Annotated in this window: 15 protein-coding genes and 1 pseudogene; 10 read left to right on the top strand and 6 right to left on the bottom strand. The window is 65.6% G+C overall.

Features of this window, described 5'->3' with window-relative positions; translation table 11 throughout:
• Window positions 1-44 precede the first annotated feature (44 nt).
• Window positions 45-593, bottom strand: coding sequence for a peptide-methionine (S)-S-oxide reductase MsrA (gene msrA, locus M3A49_RS10210; protein WP_266228570.1), 549 nt, complete (start codon window positions 591-593; stop codon window positions 45-47).
• 195 nt (window positions 594-788) lie between these two features.
• On the opposite strand from msrA, the gene M3A49_RS10205 reads away from it, so the two are divergent.
• Window positions 789-1,307 carry a flavin reductase family protein gene (locus M3A49_RS10205; protein WP_266228673.1) on the top strand — a complete coding sequence of 173 codons (519 nt, stop codon included), beginning with the start codon at window positions 789-791 and terminating at the stop codon, window positions 1,305-1,307.
• A 31-nt stretch (window positions 1,308-1,338) separates the two neighbouring features.
• Here the strand turns inward: M3A49_RS10205 and M3A49_RS10200 are convergent, their stop codons facing one another.
• Window positions 1,339-1,845, bottom strand: coding sequence for an Lrp/AsnC family transcriptional regulator (locus tag M3A49_RS10200; RefSeq protein WP_254352371.1), 507 nt, complete (start codon window positions 1,843-1,845; stop codon window positions 1,339-1,341).
• Between the two features lie 240 nt (window positions 1,846-2,085).
• On the opposite strand from M3A49_RS10200, the gene kynB reads away from it, so the two are divergent.
• Genes kynB through kynA form a run of 3 tightly spaced genes read left to right on the top strand, consistent with a single transcriptional unit; the run spans window position 2,086 to window position 4,990 of the window.
• Window positions 2,086-2,730, top strand: a complete 645-nt coding sequence (gene kynB / locus M3A49_RS10195; protein ID WP_254352372.1) for an arylformamidase — start codon at window positions 2,086-2,088, stop codon at window positions 2,728-2,730.
• A 36-nt stretch (window positions 2,731-2,766) separates the two neighbouring features.
• Window positions 2,767-4,017, top strand: a complete 1,251-nt coding sequence (gene kynU / locus M3A49_RS10190; protein WP_266228569.1) for a kynureninase — start codon at window positions 2,767-2,769, stop codon at window positions 4,015-4,017.
• A 10-nt stretch (window positions 4,018-4,027) separates the two neighbouring features.
• Complete coding sequence (gene kynA / locus M3A49_RS10185) at window positions 4,028-4,990, top strand: tryptophan 2,3-dioxygenase (protein WP_266228568.1); 963 nt, start codon at window positions 4,028-4,030, stop codon at window positions 4,988-4,990.
• 77 nt (window positions 4,991-5,067) lie between these two features.
• Here the strand turns inward: kynA and purM are convergent, their stop codons facing one another.
• Window positions 5,068-6,141 (bottom strand): phosphoribosylformylglycinamidine cyclo-ligase, encoded by a 1,074-nt coding sequence (gene purM / locus M3A49_RS10180; RefSeq protein WP_254335411.1) that lies wholly within the window; start codon window positions 6,139-6,141, stop codon window positions 5,068-5,070.
• Between the two features lie 284 nt (window positions 6,142-6,425).
• On the opposite strand from purM, the pseudogene hda reads away from it, so the two are divergent.
• The 6 genes and pseudogenes from hda to panB form a co-directional block, all read left to right on the top strand.
• A pseudogene (gene hda / locus M3A49_RS10175) lies at window positions 6,426-7,103 on the top strand (DnaA regulatory inactivator Hda); the annotation flags it as partial.
• A gap of 653 nt (window positions 7,104-7,756) precedes the next feature.
• The gene (locus M3A49_RS10170) at window positions 7,757-8,443 is read left to right on the top strand and encodes an HAD family hydrolase (protein WP_254352376.1); all 687 of its coding nucleotides are present in this window, start codon (window positions 7,757-7,759) and stop codon (window positions 8,441-8,443) included.
• Window positions 8,440-10,074, top strand: coding sequence for a polynucleotide adenylyltransferase PcnB (gene pcnB, locus M3A49_RS10165; protein WP_254352377.1), 1,635 nt, complete (start codon window positions 8,440-8,442; stop codon window positions 10,072-10,074). Before M3A49_RS10170 ends, pcnB begins: the two co-directional genes overlap by 4 nt.
• Window positions 10,075-10,147: 73 nt before the next feature.
• Entirely contained in the window at window positions 10,148-10,687 is a 540-nt protein-coding gene (folK, locus tag M3A49_RS10160) for a 2-amino-4-hydroxy-6-hydroxymethyldihydropteridine diphosphokinase (RefSeq protein WP_266228567.1), read from the top strand.
• A complete protein-coding gene (locus M3A49_RS10155; RefSeq protein WP_266228566.1) occupies window positions 10,684-11,376 on the top strand; it encodes a deoxynucleoside kinase in 693 nt (230 codons plus the stop codon). The genes folK and M3A49_RS10155 overlap by 4 nt, the downstream gene beginning before the upstream one ends.
• Before the next feature lie 75 nt (window positions 11,377-11,451).
• Entirely contained in the window at window positions 11,452-12,267 is an 816-nt protein-coding gene (gene panB, locus M3A49_RS10150) for a 3-methyl-2-oxobutanoate hydroxymethyltransferase (RefSeq protein WP_254352380.1), read from the top strand.
• Between the two features lie 84 nt (window positions 12,268-12,351).
• On the opposite strand, the gene pabB is transcribed toward panB, so the two are convergent.
• The 3 genes from pabB to dnaK all read right to left on the bottom strand — a co-directional run bounded on the left by pabB (window position 12,352) and on the right by dnaK (window position 17,694).
• Window positions 12,352-14,247, bottom strand: a complete 1,896-nt coding sequence (pabB, locus tag M3A49_RS10145; RefSeq protein ID WP_266228565.1) for an aminodeoxychorismate synthase component I — start codon at window positions 14,245-14,247, stop codon at window positions 12,352-12,354.
• Window positions 14,248-14,302: 55 nt separating this feature from the next.
• Window positions 14,303-15,439, bottom strand: coding sequence for a molecular chaperone DnaJ (gene dnaJ / locus M3A49_RS10140; protein WP_254352382.1), 1,137 nt, complete (start codon window positions 15,437-15,439; stop codon window positions 14,303-14,305).
• 293 nt (window positions 15,440-15,732) lie between these two features.
• A complete protein-coding gene (gene dnaK, locus M3A49_RS10135; RefSeq protein WP_254352383.1) occupies window positions 15,733-17,694 on the bottom strand; it encodes a molecular chaperone DnaK in 1,962 nt (653 codons plus the stop codon).
• Window positions 17,695-17,940: the final 246 nt, after the last annotated feature.

The following is a 17,940-nucleotide window of genomic DNA, read 5'->3' as shown; positions in this document are numbered from 1 at the left end:
GCATCGAAACTGGGCATCGAAACCGCCCGCGCGCCTTTTGGAACTTATTCAGCCTTGAGCCGGTGCGCGAACTTCTGGCGGAACTTCGCGACCTTCGGCGCCACCACGAACGAGCAATAGCCCTGGTTCGGGTGCTGCGCGAAGTAGTTCTGGTGATACGCCTCGGCGGGGAAGTAGTTGCCGTCGAGCGGCAGCACCTGGGTGACGATCTTGCCGTCGTACACGCCTTCGGCGGCCAGCTCGCGAATCGCCTGGTCGGCCGTCTCGCGCTGCGCCTCGGAGTGCGTGAAGATCGCAGAGCGGTACTGCGTGCCCACGTCGTTACCCTGGCGGTTCAGCTGCGTGGGATCGTGAATCGCGAAAAAGATGTCGAGAATCTCGCGATACGTGATTTGCGCGGGGTCGAACTCCACCTTCACGACCTCGGCGTGGCCGGTGTCGCCGTCGCAAACCTGCTCGTAGCTCGGGTTCGCCACGTGGCCGCCCGCGTAGCCCGACTCCACCGCACTCACACCCTCCACGCGCAGATACACCGCCTCCAGGCACCAGAAGCATCCGCCGCCCAGGGTGGCCGTTTCGACTGTCTGACTCATGCTGTTCGCTCCTTTGATCGTGACTGCGGACGCCATCGCGGACCGCACGCCGGACACCACTGCGCGGCGCCCCGCGCGACCCGCCATCCGCCGCTTCCGCTAAAATTGTGACAATTCGCCGATTTTCCACATGACGTTGATCCCGATTTCTGCTCTCGCCGCCGCGCGCGCGGCCCGTGAAGGCCTGCACCGATGATCCGCCGCCCCAGCCCGCCCAATTTCGACGACGGCGCATTCCGCCGCGCGCTTGGCCAGTTCGCCACCGGCGTGACCGTGATCACGACGCGCGCGCCCGACGGCACGCTCATCGGCATCACGGCCAGTTCGTTCAACTCGGTCTCGCTCAATCCGCCGCTCGTGCTGTGGAGCCTCGCCACGCGCTCGGCGTCCATGCCCGTGTTCCGCTCGAACAGCCATTATGTGATCAATGTGCTCGCCGCGTCGCAGCTCGACCTGTGCAAGCGCTTTGCGACCGTGAAGGGCGACCGTTTCGAGGGCGTCTCGCACGCGGCCGGCGACACCGGCATGCCCGTGCTCGACGGCGCGATCGCGTGGTTCGAGTGCCACAACCGCAGCCGCTACGACGAAGGCGATCACGTGATTTTCGTCGGGGAAGTGGAACGCTGCGGCGTGCGCGAGGACGGCACGGACGGCACGGACGCTTCGCCGCTCGTGTTCCACGGCGGCGCGTTCCACCAGCTCCAGTCGCTCTGATACGGCGGGGCGCGCGCTCCGCCGCTCCCGTTTATGCCGGCGCGCTCTTCGGCTCGCGCTGCGCGATCAGGTCCACGGGCACACCCACTTCCACCTTGAGCGTCGTGAGCACGATGTTCGAGCGGATGTCCATGACGCCCGGCGCCTTGTACAGCTTGTTGAGCACGAAGTCCGAGTAGTGCTTGAGGTTGTGCGCGAGCACGCGCAGCAGGTAGTGCGTCTCGCCCGTCACCACGTACGCCCCCACCACCTCCGGCCAGTCGCGCAGCGCCGTGACGAAGCGTTCGTGCCAGCTCTCCTGGTCGTTGCGCATCGACACCTGCACGAACGCCTCCATCTCGAAGCCGAGAAGCTCCCGATTCAGACTCGCGCGGTAGCGCTCCACCACGCCCTGCTCCTCGAGCAGCCGCAAACGGCGCAGGCACGCCGATGGCGAAAGCGAAATGCGCTCCGCCAGATCGAGATTGCTGATCCGCCCCTCATTTTGCAGCACGGCGAGAATACGGCAATCGGTAGCATCAAGCGAGATTGCGTTCATATTTGGTCTCCATTCCCGTCTTAAGACAAATTATGTGCCAACAACCGAAGTTTGCGGCGTTTTTTTCGCAAGCACATTTCGCGGGGAGTTGCCTATCATTCGAAGCATCAGCTCTGCATGGGGCCGCACTAAGCGCTCTGCATGGGACCGGAGTAACGCGCTAAAGCGCGAACTCTGGTCGACAGCTAAAGCGCCAAGTGCGGCCGACAGGAGACAACGTAGATGCAAGGCGCCGTTGACATGACACAGATCAAAGACATTTCCCCGTCGATTCACCCCGAGACGCCCGTCTGGCCCGGCGATACGCCCGTTGGCGTCGAGCGCGTGTGGCGCATGGAGGCGGGCTCGCCGGTCAACGTCGCACGCGTAACGCTCTCGCCGCACACCGGCGCGCACACCGACGCCCCGCTGCACTACGACGCCGAAGGCGCGCCGATAGGCGAGGTGCCGCTCGACACGTATATCGGCGCGTGCCGCGTGATTCATTGCGTGGGCGCCGCGCCGCTCGTGCTGCCCGAACACGTGGAAGGCGCATTGCCTGACATCCCGCCGCGCGTGCTGCTGCGCACCTACGCGCACGCGCCACAGGACCACTGGGACAGCAAGTTTTGCGCCGTCGCGCCGGCAACGATCGATTTGCTCGCCGCGCACGGCGTGCGTCTCATCGGCATCGACACGCCCTCGCTCGACCCGCAGGAATCGAAGACGATGGACGCGCATCACCGCATCCGCGCACATGGCATGGCGATCCTCGAAGGCATCGTGCTCGACACCGTCGCGCCCGGCGACTACGAACTCATCGCCCTGCCGCTGAAGTTCTCGACGCTCGACGCCAGCCCCGTGCGCGCCGTGCTGCGCGAGTTGCCTTCCGCCGCCGCCAACTGAATCCCACTCAATCCGCCAAACGACGAAACGTTAGACATGAACGACCGCAACGAAGCCCTGGCAGCCGATCGCGCCGATCCGCTCGCCGCCCTGCGCGAGCAATTCACGCTCGCCGCCGGCACCATTTATCTCGACGGCAACTCGCTCGGCGTGCCGCCCTCGGCCTCGGCCGCGCGCGCGCAGGCCGTGATCGGCGGCGAATGGGGCGAAGGCCTCATTCGCAGCTGGAACACGGCGGGCTGGTTCGCCATGCCCAAGCGTCTGGGCAACAAGCTCGCGAAGCTGATCGGCGCGGCCGACGACGAAGTCGTCGTCACCGACACCATCTCGATCAATCTCTTCAAGGCGCTTTCCGCCGCGCTGCGCGTGCAGAACGCGCGCGACCCGAAGCGCCGCGTGATCGTCTCGGAGCGCTCGAACTTTCCGAGCGACCTGTACATCGCGCAAGGGCTGATCGAGCAACTCGACCGCGGCTACGAGCTGCGCCTCGTCGACGATCCCGCCGAACTGCGCGCCGCGATCCGCGAAGACGTGGCCGTCGCGATGATCACGCACGTGAACTACCGCACGGGCGAGATGCACGACATGCGCGCGCTCACCGAACATATTCACGCGCAGGGCGCGCTCGCGCTGTGGGATCTCGCACATTCGGCGGGCGCCGTGCCGGTCGACCTGAACGGCGCGAACGCCGACTACGCCGTGGGCTGCACGTATAAATATCTGAACGGCGGCCCCGGCTCGCCCGGCTTCGTGTGGGTGCCCAAGCGCCACCAGGATGCGTTCTCGCAGCCGCTCTCGGGCTGGTGGGGCCACAAGTCGCCGTTCGAGATGAACCCTGTCTATCGTCCGGACAACGGCATCGGCCGTTTTCTCTGCGGCACGCAGCCGATCGTGTCGATGGCGCTCGTCGAATGCGGTCTCGACGTATTCCTCCAAACCGACATGCAGGCGATCCGCCGCAAGTCGCTCGCGCTCACCGACCTCTTCATCGAACTGGTCGAGACGCGCTGCAAGGAATATGGCCTCGCGCTCGTCACGCCGCGCGGGCATACAGAGCGCGGCTCGCACGTGAGCTTCGAGCATCCGCACGGCTATGAGGTGATGCAGGCGTTGATCGCGCGCGGCGTGATCGGCGACTATCGCGAGCCGCGCGTGCTGCGCTTCGGCTTCACGCCACTGTATCTGCGTTACGTCGACGTGTGGGACGCCGTGGAAACGCTGCGCGACGTGCTCGCCACCGCGTCCTGGCGCAAGCCCGAATTCGCCGAGCGCGGCGCGGTGACCTGAGGAGCGGCAGATGAACGATCACATGCAAGTCCCGGGTATGCCCGACGCGGGTGAAACCGCGAGTGAGACCCACGGCGCCGCACGTGGCGGCTGCCCGTTCGGACACGGTGCTGCCGCGCCCGCGCCGGCTGCGCAAGCGCCTGAGGCACAAGGCGAAGGCTGGCACGACGCGCAGCTCGACTTCTCGAAGTCGATGAGCTATGGCGACTACCTCGCGCTCGACGCCGTGCTGGGCGCGCAGCATCCGCTCTCGCCCGATCACAACGAGATGCTGTTCATCGTGCAGCATCAAACGAGCGAGCTGTGGATGAAGCTCGCGCTCTACGAGCTGCGCGCGGCGCTCGCCAACGTGCACCGCGACGCGCTGCCGCCCGCGTTCAAGCAGCTCGCGCGCGTCTCGCGCATCATGGAGCAGCTCGTGCAGGCGTGGAACGTCCTCTCGACGCTCACGCCCTCCGAGTACACGGCCATGCGGCCGTATCTGGGTGCCTCGTCGGGCTTCCAGTCGTATCAATACCGGCAGATCGAATTCCTGCTCGGCAACAAGAACGTGCAGATGCTCAAGCCGCACGAGCATCGGGCCGAGATTTTCGAGCAGGTGAAAGCGACGCTCGAAGCGCCCTCGTTCTACGACGAAGTGATTCGCCTGCTCGCGCGGCGCGGCTTTGCGATCGCGCCCGAGCGCCTGAACCGCGACTGGACGCAGCCGACCGAACACGACGCCACGGTCGAGGCGGCGTGGCTGGAGGTGTACCGCAATCCTTCGGAGTACTGGGATTTGTACGAGATGGCCGAGGAACTCGTCGATCTCGAAGACGCGTTCCGTCAATGGCGTTTCCGCCACGTGACGACGGTCGAGCGCATCATCGGCTTCAAGCAGGGCACCGGCGGCACGAATGGCGCGCCGTATCTGCGCAAGATGCTCGACATCGTGCTGTTCCCCGAGCTGTGGCACGTGCGCACGGTGCTGTAACGCCAATCGCTGCGGCCAAAAGCAAAAATGCCCGCCAATCGATGGCGGGCATTTTTTTGCGCGGAAACGCGTGAGGCTTAGACCACCACGGTCTGCGCTTCGCCTTCCTTGCTTGCGCGCACCACGCCGATCTTCCACACCTGCTCGCCCGCGGCGGCCAGCAGGGAAGCCGCCGCATCGGCTTGATCCGCCGCCACGACCACGGCCATGCCGATGCCGCAGTTGAACACGCGGTGCATTTCCGCATCGGCCACGCCGCCGTGCTTCTGCAGCCACGTGAAGAGCGGCGGCAGCGGCCATGCCGCGTGATCCAGTTCAGCCGTGAGGCCTTCGCGCAGCACTCGCGGAATGTTCTCGACGAGGCCGCCGCCCGTGATGTGCGCCATGCCCTTCACCGTGATGGTTTCCATCAGCTTGAGCAGCGGCTTCACGTAGATGCGCGTGGGCGCCATCAGTGCGTCGGCGAGCGAGCGGCCGTCGAAGTCGGCGGCGAGATCCGGCTGCGCGCGCTCGATGATCTTGCGCACGAGCGAGAAGCCGTTCGAGTGGATGCCGCTCGAGGCGAGACCCAGCACCACGTCGCCCGGGGCGATCGTGCTGCCGTCGATGATCTTGCTCTTTTCGACCGCGCCCACTGCGAAGCCGGCGAGATCGTATTCGCCGTCGGGGTACATGCCCGGCATTTCGGCCGTTTCACCGCCGATCAGCGCGCAGCCCGACAGCTCGCAACCTTGCGCGATGCCCTTCACGACCGTGGCCGCCGTGTCGACATCCAGCTTGCCGCAGGCGAAGTAGTCGAGGAAGAACAGCGGCTCGGCGCCTTGCACGAGGATGTCGTTCACGCTCATCGCGACGAGATCCTGGCCGACCGTGTCGTGTTTGTTCAGATGAAACGCGAGGCGCAGCTTGGTGCCCACGCCGTCGGTGCCCGAAACGAGCACGGGCTCCTTGTACTTCTTCGGCACTTCGAAAAGCGCGCCGAATCCGCCGATGCCGCCCATCACGCCGTCGCGCAGGGTCTTCTTCGCAAACGGCTTGATGCGGTCGACGAGCGCGTCACCCGCGTCGATGTCCACGCCCGCGTCGCGGTAGGAGAGGCCTTGGTCCTGCGACTGTGCCTGATTAGCGGGGCCGGATTTCGGTTGATTCATGGGGAAGCGCCAGAAGGTCGGTAAAATGCGATTTTAACCGATTGACGGCGCCCCGCCGCCGCGGGTGGAGCGAGATTTGGAACGCGCCTCGCTTGGCGCCCCACAACCGGAAACCGAGTTTTGCCGCAGAACACACCGCATTTCGCACCGTACCAGCGTCGGGCCGTTATCTGGACCGGGATCGCGCTCGCCCTCGGCATCGTGCTGCGGCGGCCGCGGCCCAGTGATCTCCGCAATTCTCACGAGAGCACGCTTTACTAGAACCGACTCCGTCCAGACACACCGTGCAGCGACAGTTAACGCTCGATCTCGGCACCCCGCCGCCATCGACCTTCGACAACTTCCATATCGGCGCCAACGCCGAGCTGGTCGCGCGCCTGCGCGGTCTCGACGCGGCGCTCATGGCAGGCCCGATCGCCGATCGCACGTTCTATGTCTGGGGCGAGCCCGGCAACGGGCGCAGCCACCTGCTGCACGCACTCGCCGACGAAGCGCCGCCGGGCCACGTGCGCTATCTGGGGCCGCAAAGCGCGCTGGCGGCGTTCACGTTCGATCCGCGCGTGACGATCTACGCGGTGGACGACTGCGATTCGCTCTCGGGCGCCCAGCAGATCGCGCTCTTCAACCTGTTCAACGAGGTGCGCTCCTACCCCGCCTGCGCGCTCGTCGCGACGGGCAACGCGCCGCCCATGGGTCTGGCCGTGCGCGAGGACCTGCGCACGCGCCTGGGCTGGGGCCTCGTGTTCCACCTCGCGCCGCTCTCCGACGAAGGCAAGGCGGCCATCCTCAAGTTCGCGGCGCGCGAGCGCGGCATTGCGCTCGCCGACGACGTGCCTGCCTACCTGCTCACGCATTTCCGGCGCGACATGCCGAGCCTGATGGCCTTGCTCGACGCGCTCGACCGCTTTTCGCTCGAACAGAAGCGCGCGGTGACGCTGCCGCTGTTGCGCGCAATGCTCGCGAATGGCGTGGGTGATCTGGTGAGCGCAGCGAGCGCATTGCCGACGGACGAGGAACTCGCCAGCGAAGAGCCGGCAGAAACGGACGACGCGAGCGACGCGCACGAAGCTGAGGCCAGCGGCAACGCGGCCGCGCAAACGCCACCCGCTGAAGCCGACGAGCCGTCGGCACCGCCAACGCTCTTCTCCAGCGAGCCGCAAGCCCCCGCCGCCGAGCCCGACGACGCCCAGCCCTACGAGGCGCCGAAAGCACCGGCCTTGCAGGCGCGCCCACCGGCGAGCGTGCCCTTCGACAAGCCGACCGACAACGTCGAAGGCGAATTGGGGGCCAAATATCGTCACGTCGTCCACAAGGAACTGGGCACCGAACTCCAGGGCGAAGTCGAAGCCGACGTGAGCAACGAGATGAGCGGCGAGCTGCGCGGCGATCTCGATCCGCCGGCCGCAACCGCCACACCCGAGGCGAACGCAGGCGAGACACCGGGACAGGCACCGTCGACGCCCGATACGTCGGCTAGTCCGCAATCTCAAGACAGCAAAGCGCCCGCCCAGAACGACGCGCCTCCTGGCCCCGAATCCCCTGCGGACCCCGCCGCGCCGACGCCGCCCGCCGGCTGCGGCAACGGCGTCTCCCGCTTCAAGTAAAATGAGCGCCCATGGCTAACCTTGCACTTTTTGACCTCGATCACACCTTGATCCCCACCGACAGCGACCACGAATGGGGCCGCTTCATGGTGAAGCTCGGCATTGTCGACGGCGAGCGCTTTGCGCAGCAAAACGACCGCTTCTACGCCGACTACAAGGCCGGCAAGCTCGACATCCATGCCTACCTCGTCGCCATGCTCACGCCGCTCGCGAAATATTCGCGCGCGCAGTTGACGGAGTGGCACGACCAGTACATGCACGAGGTGATCAAGCCGACCATCCTGCCGAGCGCAGTCGAGCTCGTGAAAAAGCACAAGGAAGCGGGCGACCTCTGCTGCGTGGTCACGGCGACCAACGAATTCATCACGGCGCCCATCGCCGAGGTGTTCGGCGTCGACAAGCTGATCGCGTGCGAAGTCGAGACCGTGGACGGCCATCCGGCATCGGCCTTCACCGGCCGCCCGACGGGCACGCCGAGCTACCGCGAAGGCAAGATCGTGCGCGTCGAGCAATGGCTCGCCTCGCTCGGCAAGCACTGGTCGGACTTCGAGCACAGCTACTTCTATAGCGACTCGCACAACGACATTCCGCTGCTCGAAAAAGTCACCGACCCGATCGCCACCAACCCCGACGACACCCTGCGCGCTCACGCGCAACAAGCGGGCTGGCGCATTCTCGATTTGTTCCAAGCCCAGTGATCAAGAAACTCATCCGCAAGCTGTTCGGCCAGGACGACGCCGAAGCGGCGCAAGACACCGAAGCCCCCGCCGCCGATCCGGACACGGCCTCGCATGAGGGCGCGGCCGCCGTCGCCGGCAGCACCCGCGCACGCCGCAAGCCGGCCAGCGCGCAGAAGACCTCGAAGCCGCGCGCAGGCATTGGCGCGCCCGACCCGACCACGCCCGTCATCCTTTCCGCCGACGTCCACGGCATCAATCCCGCGCTCATCTCGCGCAACGCCGTGCGCGTGACCGAAGGCCTGCAGCAAGCGGGCTTCCGCGCGTTCATCGTGGGCGGCGCGGTGCGCGACCTGCTGCTCGGCGTCGCGCCCAAGGACTTCGACGTCGCCACCGACGCCACGCCCGACCAGGTGCAGAAGCTGTTCCGCCGCGCGCGCATCATCGGCCGGCGCTTCCAGATCGTGCACGTGCAGTTCGGCCAGGAAATCATCGAAGTCTCGACGTTCCGCGCGCTGGTCGATGCGCCGTCCGCCGAGGCCGCGCCCCCCGCAGCGCCGCCAAAGCGCATGCGCCGCGACGAACTCGACCGCAAGACGCACCACGTCGATGCGAGCGGCCGCGTGCTGCGCGACAACGTCTGGGGCGAGCAGCACGAAGACGCCACGCGCCGCGACTTCACGATCAACGCGATGTACTACGACCCGGCCACGCAGACGGTGCTCGATTATCACAACGGGATGGCCGACATGCGCGCGCGCCTGTTGCGCATGATCGGCGACCCGGCCACGCGTTACCGCGAAGACCCGGTACGCATGCTGCGCGTGGTGCGTTTCGCGGCGAAGCTCGGCTTCGAGATCGAAGAGCACACGCGCGACCCCATCGTGAAGCTCGCGGACCTCATCAACAACGTGCCGGCGGCGCGTCTTTTCGACGAGATGCTCAAGCTGCTGCTCTCGGGCCATGCGCTCGAGTGCCTCAGGTGGCTGCGCAAGGAAGGGCTGCATCACGGCCTCCTGCCGCTCCTCGACGTGGTCCTCGAGCAGCCGCAGGGGGAGCGCTTCATCACGCTCGCGCTTTCGAACACCGACTCGCGCGTGCGCGCGGGCAAGCCGGTTTCGCCGGGCTTCCTGTTCGCCACGCTGCTGTGGCACGACGTGCAGCAGCGCTGGCAGCAATACACGGCCGAGGGTGAATTGCCCGTGCCGGCGCTGCATCGCGCGATGGACGACGTGATCGACGCGCAAACGGAAAAGCTCGCGATTCATCGCCGCTTCTCGTCGGATATGCGCGAAATCTGGGGCCTGCAGCAGCGCCTCGAAAAACGTGGCCGCGGCGCGATCAAGCTGCTGGAACACCAAAGATTTAGAGCGGGGTATGATTTCCTCCTGCTGCGCTGCGAATCGGGCGAGCTGGACGCCGAGGTCGGCCAATGGTGGACCGACTTCATTTCCGGCGACATTGCCGCGCGCGAGGGCCTTCTCGCGCAGGGCGGCAAGGAACGCGCGCCGCGCAAGCGCCGCCGCCGCGGCGGTGCGAAAAGCCGCAGAACGGGCGAAGGTGCTGAGTCGGAAGCCGGCGCAGCCGGTGACGAGCAGGAAGCCAGCAGCAGTGCAGACTATGACGGGCACGCCGGTCCGCACGAGGACTGACGCCGTGCGTGCGTCGCGGCAAGCCGCGGCGCACGCGTGTCGAACCGCAACAAAAGTCGCAGGAAGTGGAGCCATGACGGTTGCCTGGCTGGGAGTTGGCGCGAATCTGGGGGATGCGCGCCAGACCCTCAAAGACGCGGTGGTGTGCCTGGCACAACAGCACACCCTCACCGTCGTCGCCAAATCGAGTCTGTACCGCACCGCGCCTATCGACGCGGGCGGCGACGACTATTACAACTGCGTCGTGAAGATCGAGACGAGTCTCGACGTTCACGCGCTGCTCGCGCTGTGCCAGCGCGTGGAGCATCACTTCGGCCGGGAGCGTCCCTTTCGCAACGCGCCCCGCACACTCGACATCGACATCCTGCTTTACGGCGACGCCACGATCGACGAAACCGACCTCGTCGTGCCGCATCCGCGCATGACCGGTCGCGCGTTCGCGCTCGTGCCGCTCGTCGAGATCGATCCCGAACTCGTGATTCCGGACCTGGGGCCCGCCAGCGCGTTCCTCGCCGCCGTGGCCGACCAGCGCATCGAGAAGGTCAAGCCGTTGTGCCAGTGCATGGGCGCGGCCCCCGCGCCAGACACGCCGCCCTCCGGCAACTGCCGATGAGCACGACACCCCTGCCCGTCGTCAGCGCGCGCGCCACGCGGCCAGCCGCGCTCCAGTACATCGTGATCGAAGGGCCGATCGGCGCGGGCAAGACCACGCTCGCCACGCGTCTCGCCGAACGCTGGTCGATGCAGACGCTGTTCGAATCGAACGCCGAGAATCCGTTTCTTGAGCGCGTGTATCGCGACACCGCGCCCTCGTCACATGCGCTCGCGGCGCAGTTGCATATCGCCTTGCAGCGCGAGCAGCTTTCGCGCGACGTGGCGGCGCGCCGCGAAGCAGGCGTACCGCTCGTGACGAATTTCCTTGCCGAACGCAACGATCTGTTCGCGCGCCTCACACTCGCCGAAGACGAACTGCCGCTCTACCGAGCGCTCGCCTCGCGTCTGACCTCGTCCGCGCCCGCGCCCGACCTCGTGGTCTATCTGCAGGCGAGCCCCGAGGCGCTGTACGCGCGCATCCAGAAGCGGGGATTGCCGCGCGAGCTGCCTATCTCAAGTGCATTCCTGCGAGCGCTCTGCGACAGCTACAACGATTTTTTCTATCATTACGATCATGCGCCGGTGCTCACCGTCGGCGCGGAGCATCTGGATCTGCCAGGTTCCGATGCGGACCTCGCGCTCGTCGCCGAACGTATCGAGACGATGCGCGGCCGCAAGGAATCCTTCGTCAAGGGCACGTCGCTATAACCGCCTCATCGGTGCGATCGAACGATCAAGCGGCGCAGCCCCTCTTCGTTTTTCCCTTTCCCAACGGATTTCCCCATGACTTACCTGCAGGAAACGAGCCGCAGCGCGGTCACCGTGCCCAAACTCCAGGCCATGCGCGATGCAGGCGAACGCATCGCGATGCTGACGTGCTATGACGCGAGCTTTTCGGCGCTGTGCGATCGCGCGGGCGTCGATACGGTGCTGATCGGCGACTCGCTCGGCAACGTGCTCCAGGGGCACACCACGACGCTGCCCGTCACCATCGACGACATCGCGTATCACACGGCGTGCGTGGCGCGCGCGCAAACCAGGGCGCTGATCATCGCCGATCTGCCGTTCGGCACCTTCGGCACGCCCGAAGATGCGTTCGCGAACTCGGTGAAGCTCATGCGCGCCGGCGCGCAGATGGTAAAGATCGAGGGCGGCGAATGGCTCGCGCCCACGGTGAAGATGCTGGTGGAGCGCGCCGTGCCCGTGTGTGCGCACATCGGTCTCACGCCGCAGTCGGTGCATGCGTTCGGCGGCTTCAAGGTGCAGGGCAAGAGCGATGCGGCCGCCACGCAGATGATTCGCGACGCGCTGGCGCTGCAGGACGCGGGCGCGCAGCTCGTGGTGATCGAGGCCGTGCCCGCGGCGCTCGGCGCGGAAGTCACGAAGCAGTTGCGCATTCCGACCATCGGCATCGGCGCTGGCGTGGACTGCTCGGGCCAGGTGCTCGTGCTGCACGACATGCTCGGCATTTTCCCCGGCAAGCGGCCGCGCTTCGTGAAGGACTTCATGACGGGGCAGCCCGATATCGAATCGGCCGTGCGCACGTATGTGCAGGCCGTGAAGGAAGGCACGTTCCCGGGGCCCGAGCACGTGTTCTGATCCGGCAGCTTTGCTTCGCAGGATGAAAAAAGCGCGCTCTGTCTGGAGCGCGCTTTGTTTTTGTGATGCGCTACGACCGTAATCTCATCGAATCAGGCGCGCCGGCACTGCGCCGCGCAGCGCGTTCGTGAGCATCAAGGCTTCGGCGTCGAGCACGTCGTCGCGCGTGAGTACGCGCTCCTGTGCGCCGAACGCTTCGTCGTCGAGCAGCACGCCGCGCATCACGCCCGGCAGCACGCCCGAGGCGAGCGGCGGCGTGAACCACTTGCCGTCGAGCTTCACGAACACGTTCGAGCGGCCGCCTTCGGTCAGTTCGGCCCGCTCGTTGAAGAACAGCATGTCGAAGCCGCCCAGCGCTTCGGCCTCGCGCCATGCGCGATCGAAATTGGCGCGGCGCGTGGTTTTGCGCAGCAACAGCGCGTCGGCGGATTCGACCGGCGCAAAGCCGTGATCCGGCGCGAGCAGCACGCCCACGGCGTCGTGCGCGAGCGGCGCAAGCAGTGCGCTGGTAATCGTCGCTGCCCCGCTCTTGCCGAGCGCGAGGCGCACACGGTGTGGCGCATTATCGTCCGCAAACGTGGCGCAAGTTTCGTCGATGCGTGCTCGCAACGCTTGAACGTCGCACGGGAAACCGAGCCACGCCGCGCTCGCCGCGAGCCGCGCGAGGTGACGCTCCGCGTGGCGCACACCGTCAGCGCGCGTCGCGTACATCGTTTCGAAGCATTCGACACCCGGGTCGGCATCGGTCAGAAAACGGGCTTTCAAGCGGCACTCCTCGTATTCGTCGGCGGCCACGCTGTCGAGCACGATGCCCGCGCCCACGCCCATTTCACCGCGGCGCGTGGCGCCCGCGCCCCTCGAGGGCGCATCGAGCGTCAACGTGCGGATCACGACCGAGAGGCAAAAGTCGCCGCAGGCCTCGCCCGCCGTGGGCGCTTCGAGCCAGCCTATCGTGCCCGTGTAAAGCCCGCGCGGCGCATGCTCGAGCGCTTCGATGAGCTCCATTGTCCGGTGCTTGGGCGCGCCCGTGATCGAGCCGCACGGAAAGAGCGCGCGCATGGCGGCGGCGAAGGTCGTGCCTTCGCGCAGCGTCGCTTCGACGGTCGAGGTCATCTGCCAGACGGAACGGTAAGGCTCCACGCTGAAGAGCGCCGGTACGCGCACCGAGCCGGTTTGCGCGACGCGCGAGAGGTCGTTGCGCAGCAAGTCGACGATCATCACGTTTTCTGCGCGGTTCTTCGGATCGTTCGCGAGAAAACGCGCGGCGGCGGCGTCCTGCTCTGCATCGTCGGAACGTGCGGCCGTGCCCTTCATCGGTTTCGCACGCAACGTTTTGCCGCGCTTCTCCACGAACAGCTCCGGCGAGCACGAGAGCACCCAGCGGTCGCCCGGCAACGCAATCAGCGCGCCGTAACGCACGCGCTGACGCTCGCGCAAGCGCCTGTAGAGCGCGAGCGGCGAACCGTACGCCTCGAAGCCGAGCCGGTAGGTGTAGTTGATCTGATACGAGTCGCCCGCGCGCAAGGCGTCCTGCACGGCGGCGATGTCCTGCTCGAAGCGCTCGCGATCGACACCGATCGTCACGCCCGCCACACCGGCTGGCGCAGGCGCTTCACGGCCCTCCTGCGCCGCGAGCCACGCATCAGTTTGCTCGCGCGAGCGCTTTTCGCAGCGTTCGAACAATAAAAAACGCAGCGCGGCGTGGCCGTGCTGCGTTTCGATGGATGAGGCCGTGTCGCGCTTTGCGAATTCGAGCGTGCGCCCGAACTCGTAGTCGCCGATCACGAGCGCGTGAAGTCCCTTGCCCAGTTCGGCATTCACTTGCGCGCACACCGCGTCGAGATCCGCCGCGCGCTCGCATGCAAGCTCACGCACGAACCCCGTATAGAGGCGGCTCGAGCGGCTAATCGCCGTCGAGTCGCCGTCGTCGAGCAGCGCGAAAATCGCGGGACCCGCCGCGCCGCCAGGATTGACTGCCATTGCGCTAACTACCTGCTATTGACCTGCTGCTGCATGGCGTCGCCGGAAAAGCGCATCAGTCGAAGAAGCTCTTCACGCGGTCGAACCAGCTCTTGCTTTGCGGGCTGTGGCGCGAACCGCCTTCCACGAGCGACTTCTCGAACTGCTGCAGCATCTCGCGCTGGTGATCGGTGAGCTTGACCGGCGTTTCCACCTGGACATGCACATACAGATCGCCGGCGATGCTCGAACGCAGGCCCTTGATGCCCTTGCCGCGCAGACGGAACGTCTTGCCCGACTGCGTGCCTTCAGGCACCGTGAACGATGCGCGGCCCGCCAGCGTTGGCACTTCGATCTCGCCGCCAAGCGCCGCCGTGGTAAACGGAATCGGCATCTGGCAGTGCAGGTCGTCGCCGTCGCGCTCGAACACCGCGTGCTGCTTGATGTGGATCTCGACGTACAGATCGCCCGACGGCCCGCCGTTGATGCCCGGCTCGCCGTTGCCGGCCGAGCGGATGCGCATGCCGTCGTCGATGCCCGCCGGAATCTTCACTTCGAGCGTCTTGGTTTCCTTGACCTTGCCTGCGCCGTGGCAGTTCGTGCAGGGTTCAGGAATGTACGAGCCCGTGCCGTGGCACTTCGGGCAGGTCTGCTGGATGCTGAAGAAGCCTTGCGACATGCGCACCGAACCCGAACCATGGCAGGTCGGGCAGGTTTCGGGCTTCGTGCCGGGCTTCGCGCCCGAGCCGTGACAGACTTCACAGCCGCTCCAGCCCGGCACGCGGATCTGCGTCTCGTAGCCGTGCGCCGCCTGCTCCAGCGAGATTTCCATGCTGTAGCGCAGGTCCGCGCCGCGATACACCTGCGGGCCGCTGCGCTGGCCACCGCGGCCGCCGCCAGCGGCCTGGCCGAAGATATCGCCGAAGATGTCGCCGAAAGCGTCCGCGAAACCGCCGAAGCCCTGCGCGCCCGCGCCGCCCATGTTCGGATCGACACCGGCGTGGCCGTACTGGTCGTAAGCCGCGCGCTTTTGCGAGTCCGACAGCATTTCGTAGGCCTCTTTGGCCTCCTTGAAATGCTCTTCCGCATCCTTGTTGTCCGGATTGCGGTCGGGGTGATGCTTCATCGCGAGCTTGCGATACGCCTTCTTGATTTCGTCGTCGCTCGCGTTCTTCGCGACGCCCAGAACCTCGTAGTAATCCCGTTTCGCCATATCGGTTCAACGCCGGCCTCGCGCTTCACGGCGCGCGCCGGCTCCTCTTGAATGCTGGATCTCGTGACCCGTTTGCCGTTCCTTCGAACATCCGCGCGGGCGCTTCTCACGCCGCGGCGGCCCCTGAAAGAGAACGGCCTCCATAAAACAAATGTGCCCGGAGAGCCGGATGGCTCGCCAGGCGCTGCAATGCTGACACGCATCGTAACCGATGCGGCCGCTTTCGTAGCCGCTTTCATCGGATCACGACCGTGCGCTGATCAGGCAAAACGGTCATGACGCCACGAACCGACTTAGTCCTTCTTGACTTCCTTGAACTCGGCGTCGACCACGTCGTCGGCGTTGTTCTGTGCGCCCTGCTCAGCAGCACCCGCGCCACCTGCGGCACCCGCACCGGCTGCACCGGCCGCGCCTGCCTGCTGTGCCTGCATGTCGGCGTACATCTTTTCGCCGAGCTTCTGCGACGCGGTCGAAAGCGTCTCGACCTTCGCCTCGATCGTCGCCTTGTCAGCCGACGAGCTCTTCAGCGTTTCTTCCAGATCCTTCAGCGCGGCTTCGATCGCTTCCTTCTCGCTGGCTTCGATCTTGTCACCGTACTCGGCCACGGCCTTCTTCGTGCTGTGAACCAGCGCATCGCCCTGGTTGCGCGCGTCGGCAATCTCGCGCAGACGGTGATCTTCTTCCGCGTTCGCTTCGGCGTCCTTCACCATCTTCTCGATTTCCGCTTCCGACAGACCCGAGTTCGCCTTGATGGTGATCTTGTTTTCCTTGCCGGTGGCCTTGTCCTTCGCGCCGACGTGCAGAATGCCGTTCGCGTCGATGTCGAAGGTCACTTCGATCTGCGGCACGCCGCGCGGTGCGGGCGGGATGCCTTCGAGGTTGAACTCGCCCAGCAGCTTGTTGCCCGCTGCCATTTCGCGCTCGCCCTGGAACACCTTGATCGTCACGGCCGACTGGCTGTCGTCCGCTGTCGAGTAGACCTGTGCGTGCTTGGTCGGGATCGTGGTGTTCTTGTTGATCATCTTGGTCATCACGCCGCCGAGCGTCTCGATACCGAGCGAAAGCGGGGTCACGTCGAGGAGCAGCACGTCCTTGCGGTCGCCCGACAGAACCTGGCCCTGGATCGCGGCGCCAACGGCCACGGCTTCGTCCGGGTTCACGTCACGGCGCGGGTCCTTGCCGAAGAACTCCTTCACCTTCTCCTGCACCTTCGGCATACGCGTCTGGCCGCCGACGAGAATCACGTCGTCGATGTCGCTGACCTTCACGCCTGCGTCCTTGATCGCCACGCGGCACGGCTCGATGGTGCGCTCGATCAGTTCTTCGACCAGCGCTTCCAGCTTGGCGCGCGTGATCTTGAGGTTCAAGTGCTTCGGACCCGAAGCGTCTGCCGTGATGTACGGCAGGTTGATTTCGGTCTGCTGGCCCGACGACAGTTCGATCTTGGCCTTTTCAGCGGCTTCCTTCAGACGTTGCAGCGCGAGCACGTCCTTCGAGAGGTCGACGCCCTGCTCTTTCTTGAACTCGCCGATGATGTAATCGATGATGCGCTGGTCGAAGTCTTCGCCGCCGAGGAACGTATCGCCGTTGGTCGAGAGCACTTCGAACTGCATTTCGCCATCGACGTCCGCGATTTCGATGATCGAGATGTCGAACGTGCCGCCGCCCAGGTCGAATACGGCGATCTTGCGGTCGCCCTTTTCGGCCTTGTCCAGACCGAACGCGAGTGCGGCTGCCGTCGGCTCGTTGATGATGCGCTTGACTTCCAGGCCGGCGATGCGGCCTGCATCCTTGGTGGCCTGACGCTGGCTGTCGTTGAAGTACGCGGGAACCGTGATCACGGCTTCGGTGACCGGCTCGCCGAGGTAGTCTTCAGCGGTCTTCTTCATCTTGCGCAGCACTTCAGCCGAAACCTGCGACGGCGCGAGCTTCGAGCCATGCGCTTCGACCCAGGCGTCGCCGTTGTCGTGCTTGACGATCTTGTAGGGCATCAGGCCGATGTCCTTCTGCACTTCCTTCTCTTCGAAGCGGCGGCCGATCAGGCGCTTGACTGCGTACAGCGTGTTCTTCGGGTTGGTGACCGACTGGCGCTTGGCCGGTGCGCCGACCAGCACTTCGTTGTCGTCCATGTAAGCGATGATCGACGGCGTCGTACGGGCGCCTTCCGAGTTCTCGATCACCTTGACCTGATTGCCTTCCATCAGCGCCACGCACGAGTTGGTGGTGCCGAGGTCAATACCAATGATTTTGCCCATTTTTGTCAAATCTCCAGATTTTGGTCGCTGTGCGGACGCCGCTTTCGCGCTGCGCAGGTAACTGCCTGCTCGAGCCGCGTTTTCCCTTGTGCGCGGCTGGCGTCCACTTCAATACGGAACTACTGCCCAAATAAGTGCCGCTACGGCGATTTCAAGGGGTTTGGGCTATGCGTTCCATCATTTTTTTCAATCGCAGGGCCGTTTGGGTTCCTTTTGGTTCCTTCACGCCGCCGCGCTTCTTACATT

This window comes from Paraburkholderia sp. CNPSo 3076, assembly GCF_026343935.1.
GTDB lineage: Bacteria > Pseudomonadota > Gammaproteobacteria > Burkholderiales > Burkholderiaceae > Paraburkholderia > Paraburkholderia nodosa.
Note: the sequence above shows the minus strand (reverse complement) of the source record. Positions and strands in the feature narration are given on the sequence as shown.